Source organism: Fontimonas thermophila (genome assembly GCF_900113085.1).
Taxonomy (GTDB): domain Bacteria; phylum Pseudomonadota; class Gammaproteobacteria; order Nevskiales; family Nevskiaceae; genus Solimonas; species Solimonas thermophila.
The window spans coordinates 181,427-199,979 of the sequence record NZ_FOOC01000002.1 but is presented as its reverse complement, the minus strand read 5'-3'; the positions used below and the strand labels follow the sequence as shown (position 1 = coordinate 199,979).

At 64.9% G+C, this 18,553-nt stretch carries 18 protein-coding genes; 3 read left to right on the top strand and 15 right to left on the bottom strand.

The window, feature by feature from the left end; translation table 11 throughout:
* Positions 1-118: 118 nt before the first annotated feature.
* Complete coding sequence (locus tag BMZ48_RS02620) at positions 119-1,540, bottom strand: 3-oxoacyl-ACP reductase (protein ID WP_091531378.1); 1,422 nt, start codon at positions 1,538-1,540, stop codon at positions 119-121.
* Positions 1,541-1,806: 266 nt separating this feature from the next.
* On the opposite strand from BMZ48_RS02620, the gene BMZ48_RS02615 reads away from it, so the two are divergent.
* A complete protein-coding gene (locus BMZ48_RS02615) occupies positions 1,807-2,619 on the top strand; it encodes a hypothetical protein (protein ID WP_091531375.1) in 813 nt (270 codons plus the stop codon).
* Here BMZ48_RS02615 and BMZ48_RS02610 read toward each other — a convergent pair.
* From BMZ48_RS02610 to BMZ48_RS02595, 4 genes are all read right to left on the bottom strand, one after another.
* The gene (locus tag BMZ48_RS02610; RefSeq protein WP_091531372.1) at positions 2,594-3,895 is read right to left on the bottom strand and encodes an adenylate/guanylate cyclase domain-containing protein; all 1,302 of its coding nucleotides are present in this window, start codon (positions 3,893-3,895) and stop codon (positions 2,594-2,596) included. The genes BMZ48_RS02615 and BMZ48_RS02610 overlap by 26 nt on opposite strands.
* Before the next feature lie 318 nt (positions 3,896-4,213).
* Complete coding sequence (locus BMZ48_RS02605) at positions 4,214-5,047, bottom strand: SDR family NAD(P)-dependent oxidoreductase (protein WP_091531368.1); 834 nt, start codon at positions 5,045-5,047, stop codon at positions 4,214-4,216.
* Positions 5,048-5,069: 22 nt separating this feature from the next.
* The gene (locus tag BMZ48_RS02600; protein ID WP_143383601.1) at positions 5,070-6,146 is read right to left on the bottom strand and encodes a CE1 family esterase; all 1,077 of its coding nucleotides are present in this window, start codon (positions 6,144-6,146) and stop codon (positions 5,070-5,072) included.
* A 40-nt stretch (positions 6,147-6,186) separates the two neighbouring features.
* Positions 6,187-7,701 carry a flavin-containing monooxygenase gene (locus tag BMZ48_RS02595; RefSeq protein WP_091531361.1) on the bottom strand — a complete coding sequence of 505 codons (1,515 nt, stop codon included), beginning with the start codon at positions 7,699-7,701 and terminating at the stop codon, positions 6,187-6,189.
* A gap of 77 nt (positions 7,702-7,778) precedes the next feature.
* On the opposite strand from BMZ48_RS02595, the gene BMZ48_RS02590 reads away from it, so the two are divergent.
* Positions 7,779-8,450 (top strand): TetR/AcrR family transcriptional regulator, encoded by a 672-nt coding sequence (locus BMZ48_RS02590; RefSeq protein WP_143383600.1) that lies wholly within the window; start codon positions 7,779-7,781, stop codon positions 8,448-8,450.
* A 6-nt stretch (positions 8,451-8,456) separates the two neighbouring features.
* Here the strand turns inward: BMZ48_RS02590 and BMZ48_RS02585 are convergent, their stop codons facing one another.
* Together BMZ48_RS02585 and BMZ48_RS02580 are read right to left on the bottom strand one after the other, a co-directional pair.
* Positions 8,457-9,461, bottom strand: coding sequence for a glutathione S-transferase family protein (locus BMZ48_RS02585; protein ID WP_091531353.1), 1,005 nt, complete (start codon positions 9,459-9,461; stop codon positions 8,457-8,459).
* An 83-nt stretch (positions 9,462-9,544) separates the two neighbouring features.
* A complete protein-coding gene (locus tag BMZ48_RS02580; RefSeq protein ID WP_091531349.1) occupies positions 9,545-10,237 on the bottom strand; it encodes a glutathione S-transferase family protein in 693 nt (230 codons plus the stop codon).
* A 214-nt stretch (positions 10,238-10,451) separates the two neighbouring features.
* Here BMZ48_RS02580 and BMZ48_RS02575 point away from each other — a divergent pair, with 214 nt between their 5' ends.
* Positions 10,452-11,492, top strand: coding sequence for a cyclic nucleotide-binding domain-containing protein (locus BMZ48_RS02575; RefSeq protein ID WP_159431050.1), 1,041 nt, complete (start codon positions 10,452-10,454; stop codon positions 11,490-11,492).
* 15 nt (positions 11,493-11,507) lie between these two features.
* Here the strand turns inward: BMZ48_RS02575 and BMZ48_RS02570 are convergent, their stop codons facing one another.
* The 8 genes from BMZ48_RS02570 to acpP all read right to left on the bottom strand — a co-directional run bounded on the left by BMZ48_RS02570 (position 11,508) and on the right by acpP (position 18,550).
* The gene (locus BMZ48_RS02570; RefSeq protein ID WP_091531343.1) at positions 11,508-11,870 is read right to left on the bottom strand and encodes a PilZ domain-containing protein; all 363 of its coding nucleotides are present in this window, start codon (positions 11,868-11,870) and stop codon (positions 11,508-11,510) included.
* A gap of 81 nt (positions 11,871-11,951) precedes the next feature.
* Positions 11,952-12,977 carry a DNA polymerase III delta subunit-related protein gene (locus BMZ48_RS02565; RefSeq protein WP_143383599.1) on the bottom strand — a complete coding sequence of 342 codons (1,026 nt, stop codon included), beginning with the start codon at positions 12,975-12,977 and terminating at the stop codon, positions 11,952-11,954.
* Entirely contained in the window at positions 12,974-13,591 is a 618-nt protein-coding gene (gene tmk / locus BMZ48_RS02560) for a dTMP kinase (RefSeq protein WP_091531336.1), read from the bottom strand. Before tmk ends, BMZ48_RS02565 begins: the two co-directional genes overlap by 4 nt.
* A 101-nt stretch (positions 13,592-13,692) precedes the next feature.
* Complete coding sequence (gene mltG / locus BMZ48_RS02555; RefSeq protein ID WP_091531906.1) at positions 13,693-14,709, bottom strand: endolytic transglycosylase MltG; 1,017 nt, start codon at positions 14,707-14,709, stop codon at positions 13,693-13,695.
* Complete coding sequence (pabC, locus tag BMZ48_RS02550; protein ID WP_159431049.1) at positions 14,709-15,545, bottom strand: aminodeoxychorismate lyase; 837 nt, start codon at positions 15,543-15,545, stop codon at positions 14,709-14,711. The genes mltG and pabC overlap by 1 nt, the downstream gene beginning before the upstream one ends.
* Positions 15,542-16,891, bottom strand: coding sequence for an aminodeoxychorismate synthase component I (locus BMZ48_RS02545; RefSeq protein WP_091531329.1), 1,350 nt, complete (start codon positions 16,889-16,891; stop codon positions 15,542-15,544). Before BMZ48_RS02545 ends, pabC begins: the two co-directional genes overlap by 4 nt.
* A 122-nt stretch (positions 16,892-17,013) precedes the next feature.
* Positions 17,014-18,255, bottom strand: a complete 1,242-nt coding sequence (fabF, locus tag BMZ48_RS02540; protein WP_091531325.1) for a beta-ketoacyl-ACP synthase II — start codon at positions 18,253-18,255, stop codon at positions 17,014-17,016.
* Positions 18,256-18,304: 49 nt separating this feature from the next.
* Positions 18,305-18,550, bottom strand: a complete 246-nt coding sequence (gene acpP, locus BMZ48_RS02535; protein WP_091531322.1) for an acyl carrier protein — start codon at positions 18,548-18,550, stop codon at positions 18,305-18,307.
* Positions 18,551-18,553: the final 3 nt, after the last annotated feature.

Sequence of the window (18,553 nt, the reverse complement as noted above, 5' to 3'; positions counted from 1 at the left end):
CACGGCAGGCCGATGGTCAGGCGACCACCGCACGTACCGCGATCGGGTAAAAGTTTAATGGCCGCGCCACGGGCCGGGAAGCGAATGCCGCCCCCGGCCCTGGACGATCTGGCGGCCGCTATGCGCCGAACCAGTTCTGGCCACAGACACGCAGCGTGCGGCCGTTGATGCCGCCGGATGCCGGCGAGGCCAGAAAAGCCACGGCTTCGGCGATATCCTGGGGCAGACCACCCTGCGACAGCGAATTGATGCGCCGCCCGACCTCGCGCGGAGCGAGCGGCATCTGCGCGGTCATCTGCGTCTCGATGAAGCCCGGCGCGACCGCATTGATGGCGCCGCCACGGCTGGCCATGAGCGAGGCCATGGCCTCGGTATAGCCGATGACACCGGCTTTCGTCGACGCGTAATTGGTCTGCCCGGCATTGCCGGCAATGCCGCCGATCGACGAGATGCAGACCACGCGCGCACCGTCGTTGAGACCTTTCTGGAGCAGCCCTTCGTTGATGTTGAGGATCGCCGCGAGGTTGATGCTGAGCACCATGTCCCAGTGCTGCGCGCTCATGTTGCGCAACATCTTGTCGCGGGTGACGCCGGCGTTGTGGACGACGATGTCCAAACCACCGAAACGCGCCCCCACTTCGTTAGCGATGCGCGAGGCCGCATCGGGTGCCGTGACATCGAGCGCAAGCCCATGCCCGCCGATGCGCGCCATCGTCTCGCCGAGCGGACCTTCCTGCGACGGGTGATCCATACCGACGATGCGTGCGCCCTCGCGCGTCAGCACCTCGGCGATCGCCGCACCGATGCCGCGCGCCGCACCGGTGACCAGCGCGACCTTGCCGCCGAGGCTGCCCGGCAGTGCGACGGGTTTGCCGCTGCCGCCGGTCACCGGTAACACCTGCCCGGAGACATAAGCCGAATGCGGCGTCAGGAAAAAGCGCAGCGGCGCATCGAGCCAGGCTTCGCCACCCTTGCCGACCTCGATCAGATTGCAGGTGCTTCCGTTCTTGCCGATCTCCTTGCCGAGTGCGCGGACAAAGCCGCGCAGCGCCGCGGACATGGTCTTGCTGGCGACATCCTCACAGACATCGGCTGCGCGCGAGACGACCAGGATGCGGCCATTCGCGGGCAAACCGCGCACGAGCGGCTGGAAGAAATCGAACACCTCGCGCATCTGCGCCGGCGACGACAGCCCGCTCGCATCGAAGATCAGTGCCTGGCTGCGTGGCTCTCCGCTGGCCTCGCTCGGATTGCCAATGAGGGTGAGTCCGCGTTTGGCCGCCGCGCTCTTGATCGGCGCAAGACCAGCATGCTCAGGCGCGATGCGCAGGACGGCGCCCATGCCCGACAGCGCCGCGAGCAGCGGCTCGGCCAGGGTTGCACGGCTGTCGCCGCCGATGAGTACCGGCACGCCCTCGAGTGGACGCTCGGCCCAAGGTGCATCGGCACGGCGCAGCCGCGGCGGCGTCGGCAAGCCGAGCAAGGAGGCGAAGGTTTTGCCGAAACCGGACTGGGTGAATTCGAGATAGCGATCGCTCATCGCAGGCGTTCCCAATAGGTGAGGATGGAGGAGAATGTGTATTATCGCAGCGCGATGACGGGATCGATACGGCAGCGCGGGCCGGCTCATCCGCCACGGCTGCCATTGACGTTGGCAAAACTCTAGCCGATAGTTCGCCGTCCGCGAGAATCCGTGTACCCGCAGGCGCCTGCCCCACACATGCACCTGCCTGGCAGCCCGCAGACTCTGCGGCGAGATGTCAACGACATTTTTCAACGACATTTTCTGGAGGGTTGGGACGATCCATGAACACGAAAGGCCTGATCATGTCCGTGGTGGCGGTCGCCGTCGCAGCGGCCACGTACTTCGGTCTCGAATTCGCCTTCCCTCCGGTCGAGGAAGAACATCCCGGCCTTGCGCGCCTCGCACCGGTCGAAGAAGTCTTCGCCGGCACGCTGCAGGCGCCGAGTGCACCAGCGCACGATGAACCGACGGCCCCTGCAGAAAATCAGGTTCCAGAAGCATCTGCCGATGCGCAAGCGATCGACGATGCGGTATCCGCAGTGGATGAGGCGTCGGCCGGCACCGAACCTCCAGTTACCGAATCCGAATCACTGACCGTCTCCGAGCCTGCACCCGCCGTACCGGCGGAATCCGAAGAACCTCGCCCACAGCCGGCCGCCCAATCCGCGACCGCAACACCGCCGAGCACACCGGAGGACACTGCTCCAGCCGCAGCGCCGGGCAAACCGGCAACCCAACCCACACCGGGCAAGAAAGCGAAGAAACCCGAAGTCATCACCCAGTGGTGGGGACCGGAATCGCCAACGCAGCTATCGCTCGTTTATGCCGGCTCGGCGGCGTACACCCGCGCGATCGTGCTGATGTTCAACGGCGCTTTCGACGACGCCGCGGCAGCGGCCGCGCATCTGCGGGTGACCGACGCAAACGGCAAGACCGTCAACGGCAGCTGGCAAATTGGCGCCAACAACAAGCGCATGCTGCTGTTCCCGGTCAACAAGCCGGGCATTTACACCGTCAGTGTCGGTGACGGCTTGAGCGACCGGCAAGGCCGTAAAATCGCCAAGGCGCTCAAGGGGCCGGTGCGGGTGCAGTGAGGTCGGCACGCAGCACGTAAGTGGTCACGGGTTTGTCGATCCCTTTGACGTAGCGTCGTCGGCGCTGTGCCGGCAGCGACTCACCGCTTTCCTGCAGGGTTGCTTCGTCGATGTGGATCTCCCCGTCGGCGGCCTTGTCGCACAGCCGCGATGCGAGATTCACTGCCGGTCCCACGGCCATGTACTCGTAACGCCCGCCGTCGCCGACGATGCCGACGGCAACGCTGCCGCTGGCAACGCCGACCCCCAGCCCCAGCTCCGGCGAATAGCGCTTCAGAACCGGCCGCACACGCTCCTGCAAGCGGCGCGCCAGCCCGATCGCGCGCTGGGCACGATCTTCGAAGGACACCGGCGCACCGATCAGAATCAAGGCGCCGTCACCGGCCAGATCTTTCACCGTGCCGCCGAATTCCTGCGCAGCAGCGCCAACGGCGGCATAAAACGCCCGCAGCAAGCGCATGACTTGCTCAGGCGTGTTCGCCTGGGCATAGGCCGTGAAACGGCGGATGTCGCAGCACACCACGGCGATCTCTACCCGTTTGCGGGCCATCGCATGGCGCAAACCGCGGGTCCGCACGAGTTCGGCCACCTGCGGGGAGAGAAACTGCGCCATGAACATGCCGCGGGCACCCTGGATCATGTAATAGCGCAGCGCACCGAACAGAAACATCAGCTCGCCGATCACGATCGCATAAGGCGCCGCGGCGGTCGGCAAAATCAATGCGCCAGTGAGAAATGGCACGGCCGCCAGCGCGCTGACGATACGGACTTGTTCGGCGCGATCGGGGCGCCGCCGCAACAGCAAAATGCCGGCAATGAGCACGAGACTGCCCGCAAGCAGCGCCGGAACGATGAATACGGCGATGCGCGGATCGACCTTTGCCTGTGGCGGCAGAGACAAAATGTGGTAGCGCAGTTCCGGCGCCAGCGAGACAAGAACGCCATATACCAGCGACAAGACCTGTGCCGCGCGGATCAAACCCTCGTCCCGGCCTTCGCCGCGCTCCTCGCTCACGGTTCTGGATACCCGCAGCCCCCACTCGCAGCCGGCGATAAACGTTGCGGCATCGAGAAAGCCCACACCGCGCGCCCACCAAGGCAAGACACCGCTGCCGGCCAGAACATGTACCAGCGTGGCATTGGCGAACACATCGAGCCCGAGCAGGCCCAGGAACAAGGCCAGCGCACGGCTGGTGGGGCTGGGACGGTCGGTGATCCAGAACATCAACCCCATCCCCAGAGCGATGATCGCGACGATCTCGTGTCCGGTGCTCAAGCTCGCTACCTCGCGTGATTGAGGGCACAACTGTAGCCGGATCGTGCCGCGAAGATGCAAAGACAGATTGCGCACATGACGACATCGCCCGTGTGCGCAAAGCGCCGGAAGCGGCACAGCACGTCAAAAGGGCTCGGGGTTTCTCCGATTAAAACTCCGAGCTGAGCGCGATGGCCGGAGGGAGACCCATACGCGCGGGATCAAGTCCGCGCCAATCGGGGCATCAGCGGACTTTCGGCGGCAGCCCTGCGCGGAGGAAGATCCGTCGCGCACCATTGGCGGTGGCAGGCAATGGCCTACCACCGCCTTACGGCAGGCCTATGCTGCCATCGTCCTGCGGCTGAACTGGACGACCAGCCGCTGGTACAGCGACGGCATCAGCCGCACCATCCAGTCCACGACATACGCATCCGGGCCAACCAGCACCCGGCGCTGGTTCTTCTCGACGGCGCGCAGAATGATGCGCGCGGCACGGTTCGCGGTGGTGATGAAGTTTTTCTCGAATCGGACCGTTGCGTTTCGATGGTCGATGCCGAGTTGGCCGACGCTGGGATCGAGCCGCGCGGCGCGGGCGATATTGGTCTTGATGCCGCCCGGGTGCACGCTGGTGGCGCTGACCTTGCAACCCTCCATCTCCAGTTCCATGCGCAGCGCCTCGGTAAACCCGCGGACGGCGAATTTGGCCGCGTTGTAGGCCGACTGCGAAGGCACGCCAATCAGCCCGAAAACGCTCGAAGTATTGATGATGTGGCCCTCTTCCGCGCGCTTGAGGTGGGGCAGAAAAGCCTTGGTGCCATAGACGACGCCCCAGAAGTTGATGTTCATCAACCACTCGAAATCTTCGTAGCGCATGCCCTCGATGCTCGCGCCGAGCCCGACACCGGCATTGTTGAAGATCAGATTGACCTTGCCATGGTCGCGCACGACGGCATCGGCCCATGCATAGACCTGCTCGCGCACGGCCACATCGACGCGGGCGTGGGTGACGCGCACGCGATCGCCGACGAGGCTCACCGTCTGCGCAAGACCGGCCTCGTTGACGTCGGAGAGCGCCAGATGGCAGCCGCGTGCAGCCAGTTCAATGGCAAGCTCACGGCCCATGCCGGACCCGGCCCCGGTAATGGCTGCGACTTTGTCGTGGAAGGATTTCATTGGTCGGTCATCTCGGTGGAGGTCATTCGGGGAGCGCGCGCTCGCGCAGGAACTGGAACATCCGCGCATTCCATTGCGTCGGCCAGATCAGATGACGCACGGCGCCGGGGGAAAGCGCATCGACCGGAGTGCCGTCGTAAGTACAGCTGGCATCGCAGGCCGCGACTTCCTGCTGCTGCAGGTCGATGATCGCTGCCCGGTATTCAAGCTGCGGCATCGTGCGTGTGATGCGCTCGCGGAAACCCTCACTGCCGGTCGTACAGATGCCGACGATGTCGCAATCGTTGTGTACGGTCATGATCGGCCGCAGGTTGTTGCCGAACGGCGGCTGGGCGCAAGGATCGGCGATGTCCACGAACGGATCGGGCGAGGAATAAACGGCGGTGGCGGCGATTCCCGGTGTGTTGAGCCCGTAGAGAATCGCCATCGCCGCCCCGTTGGACCAGCCGGTCATGTAGATCCGGCGTGGATCGACGATACCGCGGGCTTTCACCTCGGCGATGAAATGATCGATCGTCTGGACGTCGCGGTTGATCGCCGGGTCCGAGCGGTCGAAATTGCGGTACCAGTTGTCCCATCCCAGCCCGGTATCGTCCGGGAAGGGATAGTGGTGAGCAGTATCACGCCCTTGCGGCACGAGCAGGATGAACCCCGGCCGGTTCGGATCCCCGGTGAGATCCGCAGTTTCGTAAAGAGTGTCGTACTGGCTGACCAACACCTGCTGATCGGCGGGAAAAATCGAGCCTTGCAGAAAAACGACGAGCGGCAGGGGCGTCTGCGCACTCGCCTGAGCCGGGACGTAAAGACAGGCCTGGCGCGGCGTGCCGTCACCATCGCTCCAGGTCAACACCTCGCCGCCGCGCAGCGTGCAGTACTGTGCAAGATTGGACAAAGTACCGGGCAATGCGCTGGGGGAATGGGTCAGCTCCGCCGGCGGATTGCCATGGATACCGGCACAACCCGCAGCCTGCGCCGGGACCGGGGGTACGGCCCCGCCGCGCAAGGCCGATCCCTCGGCGGGCGTATCCGATCCCCCGCAGGCCGCAAGGAGAATCCCCAGCGTCGCCACCGACGCGATCTGAAAAACAGATGTTCTCATCGATCTCCTCCGTTCGCCGGCACTGGATACCGCGCCGCCTTTATACGACGTCGGCGTTCACCGCGACAGTCAGCGGCTCGACGAGATAATCATCGGCATCGAAGCGCGCAAGGAGTTGGCGAAAGCGGAAGGTGAACCCCGGCCACAGCGTCGTGTTGCGTCCCTGATCGTTGAGATACCAGCTCCGGCACCCCCCCGCGGTCCAGATGGCGCGCTGCAGCCGGCGCTGCAAATCGGCGTTGTAGCGCGCCTGGCGCTCGGGCTTGACCTCGACGGCCGACCAACCCTGGGTGCGCATCTGCCGGATCGCATCGAGGATGTAGGCGACCTGCGATTCGATCATGTACACCATCGAGCTGTGTCCCAATCCCGTGTTCGGCCCGACGATCATGAACAGGTTCGGGAAGCCGGCGATGGTCGTTCCCTTGTAGGCCTCCGGCCCCTCCTTCCAGGCATCGAGCAGATCGATGCCGCCGCGGCCGAAAATCGTGCCACGCGGGAGCGGATCCTGGGCCTTGAAGCCGGTGCCGAAAATGATGCAATCCGTCGGATGCTCGACCCCATCGGCGGTGACGATGCCGTGCTCGCGCACTTCGCGGATCGCGGTGGTGATCAAGGCCACATTGGGCTGCGTCAGCGCCGGGTAATAATCATCCGAGATCAACACGCGTTTGCAGCCAAAGGTGTAATCCGGCGTGAGCTTGCGGCGTAGCTCGGGATCGCGCACCTGGCGCTTGAGGTGGGCGAGCGAGACGCGGGCAGCGAGCTTCATGATGCGCGGATCGATGACGAACCCCAGCACCCGCGTTTCGAGCAGCCAGTAGATGAATGAGCGATACAGACGCTGCAGGATCGGGAAGCGGCGATACAAACTCCGCTCGAACGCACCGATCGGCCGATCGGGCTTGGGCATGATCCATGGCGGCGTGCGCTGGTAAACATCGAGCCGCGCGACCTGTCTTTGGATCTGGGGCACGAACTGAATCGCCGAAGCGCCGGTACCGATCACGGCGACGCGTTTGTCCGTGAGGTCATAGGCATGATCCCACTCCGCGGAATGGAACGCCTTGCCCTTGAAGCGATCCAGGCCGGGCAAATCCGGGTACGCCGGGGTGGACAACCCCCCCATGCCCGAGATCAACACGCGCGCCGGGAAGCTGCGACCATCCCGCGTCGTCACCGTCCACAGACGCGCGGTTTCGTCATAGCGGGCCTGCACGACCTCGGCGCCGAAGCGGATGTGCGGCAGCAATCCGTATTTCTCGGCGCAGCGCTCCAGATAAGCCTTGATTTCCGGCTGCTGCGCAAACATCCGCGTCCAGTCTGGATTCGGTTCGAACGAAAACGAATACAGATGCGATTGCACATCACAGGCGCAGCCCGGATAGTGATTGTCCCGCCAGGTGCCGCCGACCGACTGCGCGCGCTCGAGTATCGTGAACGATTCGATACCCGCTTTCTTCAGCGCGATGCCCATGCCCAGACCGGCGAAACCGGTGCCCACGATGACGATGGGGAACGCCGCATCGCCGCTCCTACCTGCGTCGAACGCCATGACTCCTCCTGGCAGACAATGACAACAGTCGTTGTCACTTTACGTTTGACAATGACACGTGTCAATATTGCGCGGCCGTGAGCACACGCCCCACTCGACGCAGATCCAGCCGTTTTCGCGGCATCGCCGCCGACGAGCGCCAGGCACAGCGCCGGCGCATGCTGGTCGAGGCCGGCATCGAGGCCTTCGGCACACGCGGCTTCCACGCCACGACGGTGCGCGAAATCTGCGCCAAGGCCCGGCTGACCGAGCGCTATTTCTACGAGTCCTTTGCGAACCGCGAGGCACTCTACATCGCCGTCTATGAGCATCTGACCACCCAGCTGCGCGACGCGGTCGTCGCCGCGCTGCTGCCGGCGCGGCGCGACGCTGGCGCGATGGCACGTGCGGCACTGCGCATGTTGTTCCAGTCCTTCAAGGATGATCCGCGCCTGATGCGCATCCTGTTCATTGACGTGTTCACCATCAGCGACGAGGTCACCCGCCTGTCGCGGCGCACGACGGAGAGTTTCGCCGAGCTTGTCCGGACGATGGTCGAATCGCTGTACCCCGGCCTGAGCGGCAGCGGCTACGACTTGCGGCTGGTCGCCCACGGTCTGGTCGGCGCCTTCATGAACACGGCGATGCACTGGGCTTACGGCGGCTACGCCGAGCCGGTGGACGTGGTCGTGCGCAACTGCGCGGTGATGTTCGAGGCACTGGGCGCCTACGTCGAGCACGGCGGCCTGCAAGGGCCTGCGTCGGCGTGACGCCGGTCATCCATCGTCGAATGCGGACAGGCAACCGGTGCGCGCCAGCAGAGGCCGCAGCCGCGCCTGCTGTTGAGCGTCGAGCGCCAACCAGCGCTGCTTGAGCTGCGCATAGCACTTGCCCTGGTAAGCAGACGGTGCCTGCGCATAGCGCCGCCCGCGGATGTCGAGTTCGAGCCGCTGCGCACCGCTGGCGAGCGCGGCCGCATTGGCGCGCAGAAACGGCAGATACTCGGAACCGATCATTTCCAGCAAGGCTTCGCGCACCGCCGCTCCAGCCTGGGGTTGCCACTGGCCTTCGACACCGCTCGCATCGTCGAGATGGATCACCCACGCTTCGACCGCAGGTGCACGCTCGCGGCAAATCCGCTGTGGCCAGGGATCGAAGGTCAGCTGCGCAAGCTGCCCATACAATGCGAAATCGGCCAGCGACGGCCGGCTGCCGAACAAATACCGCGTGCTGCCGACGTACGGGGCCAGAATCGCGAGCAGACGCGCGTAGCCCGCTTCGATGACCAGGGCATTCTCCGGCGTGCAGCCGACCATGGCCATGCGACTGCGCTGCCGGTCATGAAAGAAACGCGCTGCCTGATCGTGCGCAGGGCCAGCGGCGTGCGCCATCACGTCATACATGATCCAGTGGCAAGCCCATTGCGCAGTGGCATCCTCGTGCCAGCGGTAATGGAACATCGCCTTGTTGACCCATTCGTCGGCAAAATCCTCGATCAAGTAGCAGACGAACGCATCGCCCGGATCTTCCGGAATGATCGAACGCACGCCTGGGTGTCGCTGCTCCAGCCAGTCGGCGAGCGGCGTCGAATCGACCCGGAATTCGCCACTGTCGGGCACGCGCAGCACCGGCACCAGCCTGGGGCGAACCTGGGCGATCTCCGGAAGCGTCTCCGGGGTGCCGACCACCCACAGATGCGGCAGACGGCGGTAACGCAGAATCGCACGCAGCTTGCGCGAATATGGTGAGGCATTGCTGCCATAGATCCGGTAAGGCTCCATGATCCGTCATCGCTCCTTGATCGTGACCTCCGACCTGGCCCCGGTCATCGCCGGCAGGATCGGAAGCGCGGTGTTGTGTCGCGCTATCGCTGTACCAGCGCTTGCGCGGCTTTGGCGAATGCCTCGTCGTCGTGCGTGCCAGCACCGATTTCCGGCAGCTTCACCGGGATGGTGATGCCCTTCTGGCAGGCCGGGCGCGCCTTCATCGCGTCCAGCCAGCGGCGCAAATGGGTCAGGCCGTCGATGGAGACGCCTGACCATTTGTAAGTGCGCACCCAGCACCAGTTGGCGATGTCGGCGATCGAATATTCACGGCCGGCCAGCCACTGCGCTTGGCCAAGACGCACATCCAGCACCTCAAACAGACGCCGGCATTCGTTCTGGTAGCGCTGGATGGCCACCGGGATCTTCTCGGGCAGATAGCGGAAAAAGACATTGGCCTGCCCCATCATCGGCCCCACCCCCGCCATCTGGAACATCAGCCACTGGATCGCGTAGAACCGCTCGGCCGGATCTTTGGGTAGCAGCCGGCCGGTTTTCTCGGCGAGATAAATCAGAATCGCACCCGACTCGAACAGCACCAGACCTCCGTTGTCGTGATCGACGATGACCGGAATGCGACCATTGGGATTGAGTTTGAGGAATTCGGGCTTGCGCTGATCTCCGGCGATCAGGTTCACCGGACGCACCGTGTACGGCAAACCCAGTTCCTCCAGTGCGACCGAAATTTTCCAGCCGTTCGGTGTCGGTGCGGTATAGAGTTCGATTCCGGTCATACTTTCTGCGCCTCAGGTCCAAGAATGTGGATCAGTGCCGCAAACGGGGCCACTATACGCCACGCCGCAGTTCCTCCGTGCGACATCCCCGGCAGCGCATCCAGCGCGTCGATGAGATCGATCGCACAGGATTGCCTGGTCATGCCCGGAGGCAAACGGCATGGATCGCCCCGGCTGCGTGCTAGCATTGCCGCATGTTTGTCGCCGTGGACGCATGACCGACACCGTCGCCCCCACGCTGTTCGCCCATTACGTGCCGCTCAACGCGCTCCGGCCCGAGAGTCAGGCCGATCTTGCGCGCAAGTCGGCCATCGTAACCGCCGGCAAGGGTGAATACCTGTTCAGAATCGGCGATCCGGCCGACAAGGCGCTGTTCGTGCTCGCCGGCGAGGTCCAGTTGACCGACGCGCAAAACCGTACCCTGTCCGTGATCCGCGCCGGCACGCCGGCTGCCGCGCACCGCCTGGCGCATCAGTCACCCCGCACGGTAAATGCTCATTGCGCCAGCGAAGTCCGGGCTCTTGCCGTCGATGCCAGCCTGCTCGACGTGATGCTGACCTGGGACCAGACCGGTTCGTTCGAGGTCGGCGAGCTGACCCCGAGCGGGGACGGCGGCGACGACTGGATGACGCGGCTGCTGCAGATGCGCACGTTCCAGCTGGTGCCGCCGGCAAACCTGCAGGCGATGTTCATGCGCATGCAGGAAGTCACCGTCGAAGCCGGCAGCGTCGTCGTCAAGCAGGGCGACGATGGCGATTACTTCTACGTCGTCATGTCCGGCCGCTGCATCGTCACGCGCGAGCAGCCCAACCAGAAACCAGTGCGTCTGGCCGAACTCGAAAGCGGCGCCTGCTTCGGCGAAGAAGCGCTGATCGCCGACGGCAAGCGCAACGCCACCATCACCGCGCTGACGCGCTGCAAGCTGATGCGCCTGAGCAAGAGCGACTTCCAGACCCTGCTCAACCAGCCGCTGTCGCGCCGCATCGGCTATGCCGAAGCGCAGAAGCTGGTCGCCGCCGGCAAGGCGCGCTGGCTCGACGTGCGCCTGCCCAGCGAGTTCCAGAACGGCGCCCTGCCCGGCGCGCTGAACCTGCCGCTGTACATCCTGCGCATGAAGCTGGCGCAACTCGACCAGAACACGACGTGGATCGTCTGCTGCGACACCGGTCGCCGCAGCTCGGTGGCGGTGTTCGTGCTGACGCAGAAGGGCTACGACGCCTACGTGCTCGACGGCGGCATGCCGGCGGCCCCATAGAGCGAGGCGCAGTCGCTACATCGTGTGCGTCGGCCGGTCTGCGCCAAGCGCGCCGGCGAGCAGGGCCTCGATCTTCTTCTGCGTGCTGCCGCCGTCCTGCGGGCTGAATTGCACGCCGATGCCCTGCAGGCGCTTGTTCTGCGCGCCCTTGGGCGTGACCCAGACGACCTTGCCGGCGACCGGGATGCGCTCGGGGTTGTCCATCAGCGTGAGCAGGATGAAGACTTCGTCCCCCAGCCGGTATTCCTTGCTGGTCGGGATGAACAACCCGCCGTTCTTGATGAACGGCATGTAGGCGACATAAAGCGCCGACTTGTCCTTGATGTTGAGCGTCAAGATCCCGGGTGGGGCGCCGCCGGTTCTCTGGGGAGTGCTCATCCGTTCTGTGAGGCTGACGTGGAACTCGCCATCCAACTCTACCCCGATTCCTCGGGGCTGCAAATGCCGCGTGCCATGCCCTCACGACGTGCCCTGCAGCCGGGGCGCGTGTTTGGCCCACAGCACGAGCAGCGACTCCAGCACCAGCTGCGGTTGCGCAGTGCCGGCGACCAGACGATTGGCCTCGACGATCTCGCCAAGCAGTTCTTCCCAGGCCGGCAGGACATCGGCATCGATCGCGTTACCCAGCACGCTTGCACGGAAACGTGCGTACAGCCATGACCAGGCCCACTGCAAGTGGCTGGCGATGTGATCGCGATCGACCATCGCGGCAGCGCTCACCGGGTCCTTGCGGCGCCGTCCGACGGCCATCCACAGTTCCGCCCACTCACGCCGTAGCGTGAGTGCTTCACCGCTGGCGAGCGCCAGCGCCCGCAGCGGCGCGCCCTGCGCCGCAGCCAGCGCCTCGGCGTGATCCGACCGTCCGGTCTGATCAGCGAGCCATGCGCCGGCGACGGCGGCGTCGGGAAGCGGCAACCGGATGCGCTGACAGCGGCTGCGCAGTGTCGCCGCCAGCACTTGTGGCCGTTCGGAAACAAACAGCAGATGCGTCCCAGCCGGCGGTTCCTCGACCAGTTTGAGCAGGGCGTTGACGCTGCTGTCATTGAGCCGGTCGGCCGGGTTGATCAGCACCACCCGCACCTGGCCGTAATGACTGCTCTGCTGCAGCTGCGCGATCACGCTCTGCACCGCGCCGATGGCGATATCCTGGCGCTTGCTGTCCTTATCCGGTTGCCAGTGCACCAGCCGGGTTTCCGGCATCGTCGATGCGAGCACGAGTGCCGTATGGCCGTCCGGGCTCAGGCAGGTGGCATTCGGCTGCGTGCCAGCCGCGAGCTGCTGACAACTGCGGCACGATCCGCAGGCATAGCCGCTGCGTTGCTCGCAGATGAGAAAAGCAGCCAGGGCGCGGGCAAAATGACCTTTGCCGACACCATCCGGACCCGATAACAGCAGGGCGTGCGACAGACGTCCCTGCAGCACCTGCGTCGTCAGCTCGATCCATAAATCCTGCTGCCACGGCAGCGGGCGTCGTAATGCGTTCACAGCCGCTGCTCCAGTACGGCGACGATCGCATCGAAAACCGTATCCGCGTCGGCACGCGCATCGATGACGACGCAGCGCTGCGGCTCATCCGCCGCACGGGCGAGAAAAGCCTCGCGCACGCGCTCGAAAAACGGCCGTGCTTCGTCCTCGAAACGGTTGTTCTGCCCACGCGCGTGCGCCCGTCGCAGCCCCTGCTCGACCGGAAGATCAAGCACGAACGTCAAATCCGGCTTGAGCTTCGGAAGCACCAAAGCCTCCAGTGCCGCGAGGTGACGGACATCAACGCCTTTCCCAGCGCCCTGGTAGGCATAACTGGAATCGACGAACCGGTCGCAGACGACATCATGACCAGCCGCCAGATGCGGCTCGATCAACGCGTGCACATGGGCACTACGTGCGGCGAACATCAGCAACAGCTCTGTTGTGGGTGTCATGCCCTCGTCCCAACGCTGCAGGGCGAGCGTCCGGATTGCCTCGGCGAGCGGCGTGCCACCCGGCTCGCGGGTGAGCACGACGATGCGCCCGCGCGCGCGCAGCCAGTCGGCGATGCGGCGCGCCTGCGTCGATTTACCGCTGCCCTCGCCGCCTTCGAGGGTAATGAATCTACCGCGCACGGATGATCGATCTCCTTTCGGTGCGCACCACGGGATACGCGCCGGATGCACGATACACCGGTTCGAGGGCTCCCGCCGTCATCGTCACCCGCACCCTCTCACTACTTGAGCTGATAGCGACGCACGGCGGCCTCGTGCTCCGCCAGCGTCTCCGAAAATACGTGGGTGCCGTCCCCGCGCGAAACGAAAAACAAGGCCTTGCCCGGCTGCGGATGTAGCGCCGCGCGGATCGCGGCACGACCCGGCAGACAGATTGGCGTCGGCGGCAGTCCGCTGCGCGTGTAGGTGTTGTAGTCGCCATCGGTGCGTAGATCGCGCAATCGCAGATTGCCGTCGAATTTCTCGCCGAGGCCATAGATCACGGTCGGATCGGTCTGCAGGCGCATGCCGAGCTGCAGCCGACGCACGAAAACACCGGCGATCTGGGCTCGTTCTTCAGGCACACCGGTTTCTTTCTCGACGATCGAGGCCATGATCAAGGCTTCGTCCGGATGCTGATAAGGCAGATTTTCGGCGCGCATATCCCATTCCTGCGCGAGCACGCGCTCCATCGCCTCTGCGGCGCGGCGCAAGAGCGTCACATCGGCAGTGCCGCGTGCAAACCGATACGTGTCCGGGAACAGCCGCCCCTCCGGGTGGACACCGGCACGGCCGATCGCGGCCATCACCGCATCGGCATCGGCCTGACCCAGCGTCTGCCGGATCTGCGGATGGGCGCGCAGCGCCGCCAGCGCCTGGCGGAACGTCCATCCTTCGATGATGCGCAGCTCGTGGAGCACGGTCTTGCCGGACACGAACAGATCGAGCGCCTGTACCGGCGACAGGCCCGGCACAATGCGGTACTCACCCGCCTTGAGGCGGGTCTCCAGACCCATCAGGCGTGCGTAGATGCGCAGATACAGCGCCCCGCGCCAGGGCGGCAATGCGCCTTGTGTCGTCAGGCGCTCGACCGTCGTCGCCAACGGCTCGCCCTCCTCGATCGACAGCGTCATCTCGGCATCCAGGAGCATCGGCTGACGAAGCACACGCAGGGCATCGATGGCGATGGCCACGAGCAGCGTCGCCAGTAACAGCAGGAGCCGCAAGCCCCGCCGCAGGAATGGGCGTGGGCGAGTCATCAGCTCTCCGCCACCGGCGTGGCCCACGGATGCCCCAGCGCCTGCATCAGGCGCCGCGTGACCGGGCCGGGGGCGGCCCAGATGCGGCCTGCGCAGCACCGCACCGGCCAGATGCCGATCAATGCATTGCAGATAAAAACTTCGTCGGCATGATCGAGCTCGGCGACCGGCAGCTCCACTTCAACGGCAGGCAGATGCATCGCCACACAGCAATCCAGGATCTTGCGCCGCATGATACCGGCGACGCCGCATCGATCCAGCCGCGGCGTACGCACAACGCCGTCGCGGACAGAAAAGACATTGCTGCGCGTGCCGCCAACGAGGCGGCGAGCCGCGTCGCACATCAACCGCTCGTCGATGCCCTCTGGCCAGTCACGCGATGCCAAAACCTGATCGAGCCGGTTGAGATGCTTGAGCCCGGCCAGCAGCACTTGTTCGGATACGACGACAGCGCTGATGTCCACGGCGATGCCATGCCGGTAGGCCCGTGCATCAGGCACTGGCGCCGGGCTGGCGATGACCCAGCGTTCGGATGCCGTCCCCAGCGGCCGATAACCCCGGCCCGTGCTGCGACGGGCCACGATGATCTTCACAACGGCCTCATCGGCGTCACCGACGGATTGCGCCACCTCTGCGGCCAGTTCTGCCACATCCGGCACATCCAGGGCGAGCGCGCGGCAATCGGCGGCGAGCTTGTCCATGTGCAAGGTCCAGTCGATGGCACGCCGCCCAGACCACAGCACCGTGCGGAACACGCCGTCGCCGTAATGCAGCGCGCGGCTCAGCGCAGCCGCATCGGCGCAAACACGGCCTTCGTGAAGCATGCTGAACCTCACCCGACTGCTCCCAGTGCGAGCAGCAGACCGCGTGCTTTGGCACGCGTTTCGTCCAGCTCGGCCTGCGGCTGGGAATCGGCGACGATGCCGGCACCGGCACGCAGGCGCACATGGCCTTGTGTCCACACCAGCGAGCGGATCAGGATGTTGGTATCCAGCCGTCCATCGCGCGACAGATATCCCATGCTCCCGGTGTAAGGTCCGCGCCCCTCGCCTTCGAGCTCGGCGATGATCTCCATCGCGCGCACCTTGGGACAGCCGGTAATCGTCCCACCGGGAAAGACGGCGCGCAGCGCGGCACCGGGGCCGACACCGGCACGCAGACGCCCACGGACGTTGGAAACAATGTGATGCACGTGGGCATAGCTTTCCAGGCACATCAGCTCGCTGACCTCAACACTCCCCGGATCGCAGACACGGCCGAGATCATTGCGTTCCAGATCGATCAGCATGACGTGCTCGGCGCGTTCCTTGAGATTGCCGATCAAGGTCTCTCGCAGGATTTGGTCTTCATCGGCGCTGCCTCCGCGCCGGCGGGTGCCAGCGATCGGGCGCGTCTGGGCCATGCCACGCTCGATGTGCAGCAGGCGTTCCGGCGAGGAGCTCAGCACCGCGGCATCTCCCCAGCGCGCCAGCCCGGCAAACGGCGCCGGATTGGTCTGACGTAAACGGCGGTACAGCGCCGCCGGCGAGACCGTCACCGGAATCCGCGCATCCCAGGCCCGGGAAAGATTGACCTGAAAGACATCGCCGGCGCGCAGCCAGTCCAGAATGCGTTCGACGCCATCGAGATAGTGCTGTGCGGGCTGCTCCATGACCTCGGCGCGCCAGGCGTCGTCGGGCGGCGCTCCGCAGTTGCACAGCGCCGCCAGATCGCTGCGTAGCCGATCGAGCTGTCCAGAGTTCTGTTCGGCGACGAGATGGATCTGCCCCTGCGCGCGGTCGCGGATGACGGCGGCCGTGCAGCGCACGGCAAGTGCATCGGGTAAGGGATGCGGCGACGGCGGCAGCCGCAGTCGGGGCTCGACCCAGCGGCCCGCTTCGTAACCCAAGAGGACGAACCAACCACCGACGAAAGGCAAGGGTTGCGGCGGCAACACCTCCCCTGCCGAGGCCACCCAGCGGTCTAGTGCCGCGAAGAAATCATTGCTTGCGCGTTCTGCGCCTGGTCCTTGGGTGCACCCATCCCGGCCCACCAGGGCGGCCTGCGGGTCGGCGAACAAAATGTCCCAGCGCCCCGATTGCGGATGACCGGCGACACTCTCCAGCAGGAACGGATAGCGCTGCGGCTGCCGCTCGTGCAGCAGCAGCAGATCAGGAGCCCCGGGAACAACGGCATGCCACATGGACGGATTCTGCGGCTTGGCTGCGCCAGTGAGAAACTTCTGGCGCCGACCGGCCGATGAAGGAAAACCAAAGTCGGCCCATCCGCACGGAGTAAGCGCGTGCCGGATACTGGCCCGTCAGCTCATGAAAAACGCTTGAAAACCAGCGTCGTATTGGTACCGCCAAAGCCAAAGGAATTCGACAGCGCGATGTCAAATCGCGCCTCGCGCGCCTGCCACGGGACGTAATCAAGATCACAGCCCTCGTCCGGCTGGTCGAGGTTGATCGTCGGCGGCAAAACCTGATCCCGCAGCGCAAGCAGCGAGAAAATCGCCTCGATGCCGCCGGCCGCCCCGAGCAAATGCCCGGTCATCGACTTGGTCGAGCTGACCGCGAGCTTATAGGCATGCGCGCCGAACGCGCCCTTGATCGCAAGCGTCTCGGCGATGTCGCCGGCCTGCGTCGAGGTTCCGTGCGCGTTGATGTAGCCGACCTGTTCGGGCTGGATGCCGGCATCGCGCATGGCATTGACCATGCACGCGCGCGCACCGCGGCCGTCCTCCGGTGGCAGCGTGATGTGATAGGCATCCGACGACATTCCGAACCCGATCAGCTCCCCATAGATCCGGGCCCCGCGCTTTTTTGCCGACTCCAGTTCCTCGAGCACGAGGACACCGGCACCGTCACCGAGCACGAAACCATCGCGGTCTTTGTCCCAGGGGCGGCTGGCCCGTTCGGGGTCGTCGTTGCGCGTGGACAGTGCGCGGGCCTGGCAGAAACCGGCCATACCGGCCGGCGCAGAACCGGCTTCGGCCCCACCGGCGATGAAAACGTCGGCGTCTCCCGCCTGGATCAGGCGTGCACCCAGGCCGATGCTGTGCGTAGCCGTCGCGCACGCCGAGACGACGGCCAGATTCGGGCCGGTGATCCCCAGATCGATGCTGATATACCCGGAGATCATGTTGATGATCGACGACGGCACGAAAAACGGCGACACCTTGCGCGGCCCGCCGCCGTGCAGCTTCTGGCATTCCGCCTCGATGGTGCCGATGCCGCCGATCCCGGAACCAACGCCGACGCCGATGCGATCGCGATTGGCATCGGTGATGTCGAGCCCGGCATCCCGGATCGCCTGCTTGGCCGCAGCGACCCCGTAGTGGATGAACGGATCGGTGCGTTTGACGTCCTTGGGATTCATCCACTCTTCCGGCCTGAAATCCTTGATCTGGCCAGCGAACTTGGTGGTGAAGGCCGATACGTCGAATCCCGTGATCGGCCCGATTCCCGACTTGCCGGCAAGGATGTTTTTCCAGGCCGTATCGACATCGTTGCCGACTGGCGAGACGATGCCCAGGCCGGTGACGACGACGCGTCTACGGCTCATCTGCAAGTCCTGATTCGAGGGAATGGATGATGGTTGAGAGTGCCGACGCTCAGCCCGCTTGATTGGTGTGGGCCTTGATGTAATTGATGACGTCCTGGAAGGTCACGATCTTCTCGGCTTCCTCGTCCGGGATATCGATTTCGAATTCCTCTTCGAGCGCCATCACCAGCTCGACCGTGTCAAGCGAATCGGCGCCCAGATCTTCGACGAAGGAGGCCTCGGGCGTGATCTGATCCTCGCTGACCGACAGCTGCTCAGCGATGATCTTCTTGACCTTCTCTTCAAGCGTACTCATGCG

Bases quoted from the DNA above. Each gene is read 5' to 3' on its own strand.
- BMZ48_RS02620 (WP_091531378.1), bottom strand. From the start codon at position 1,540: ATGAGCGATCGCTATCTCGAATTCACCCAGTCCGGTTTCGGCAAAACC.
- BMZ48_RS02570 (WP_091531343.1), bottom strand. From the start codon at position 11,870: ATGAGCACTCCCCAGAGAACCGGCGGCGCCCCACCCGGGATCTTGACG.
- BMZ48_RS02600 (WP_143383601.1), bottom strand. From the start codon at position 6,146: ATGAGAACATCTGTTTTTCAGATCGCGTCGGTGGCGACGCTGGGGATT.
- BMZ48_RS02575 (WP_159431050.1), top strand. From the start codon at position 10,452: ATGACCGACACCGTCGCCCCCACGCTGTTCGCCCATTACGTGCCGCTC.
- BMZ48_RS02585 (WP_091531353.1), bottom strand. From the start codon at position 9,461: ATGGAGCCTTACCGGATCTATGGCAGCAATGCCTCACCATATTCGCGC.
- mltG (WP_091531906.1), bottom strand. From the start codon at position 14,709: ATGACTCGCCCACGCCCATTCCTGCGGCGGGGCTTGCGGCTCCTGCTG.
- BMZ48_RS02595 (WP_091531361.1), bottom strand. From the start codon at position 7,701: ATGGCGTTCGACGCAGGTAGGAGCGGCGATGCGGCGTTCCCCATCGTC.
- fabF (WP_091531325.1), bottom strand. From the start codon at position 18,255: ATGAGCCGTAGACGCGTCGTCGTCACCGGCCTGGGCATCGTCTCGCCA.
- BMZ48_RS02615 (WP_091531375.1), top strand. From the start codon at position 1,807: ATGAACACGAAAGGCCTGATCATGTCCGTGGTGGCGGTCGCCGTCGCA.
- BMZ48_RS02545 (WP_091531329.1), bottom strand. From the start codon at position 16,891: ATGTGGCATGCCGTTGTTCCCGGGGCTCCTGATCTGCTGCTGCTGCAC.
- BMZ48_RS02580 (WP_091531349.1), bottom strand. From the start codon at position 10,237: ATGACCGGAATCGAACTCTATACCGCACCGACACCGAACGGCTGGAAA.
- acpP (WP_091531322.1), bottom strand. From the start codon at position 18,550: ATGAGTACGCTTGAAGAGAAGGTCAAGAAGATCATCGCTGAGCAGCTG.
- BMZ48_RS02605 (WP_091531368.1), bottom strand. From the start codon at position 5,047: ATGAAATCCTTCCACGACAAAGTCGCAGCCATTACCGGGGCCGGGTCC.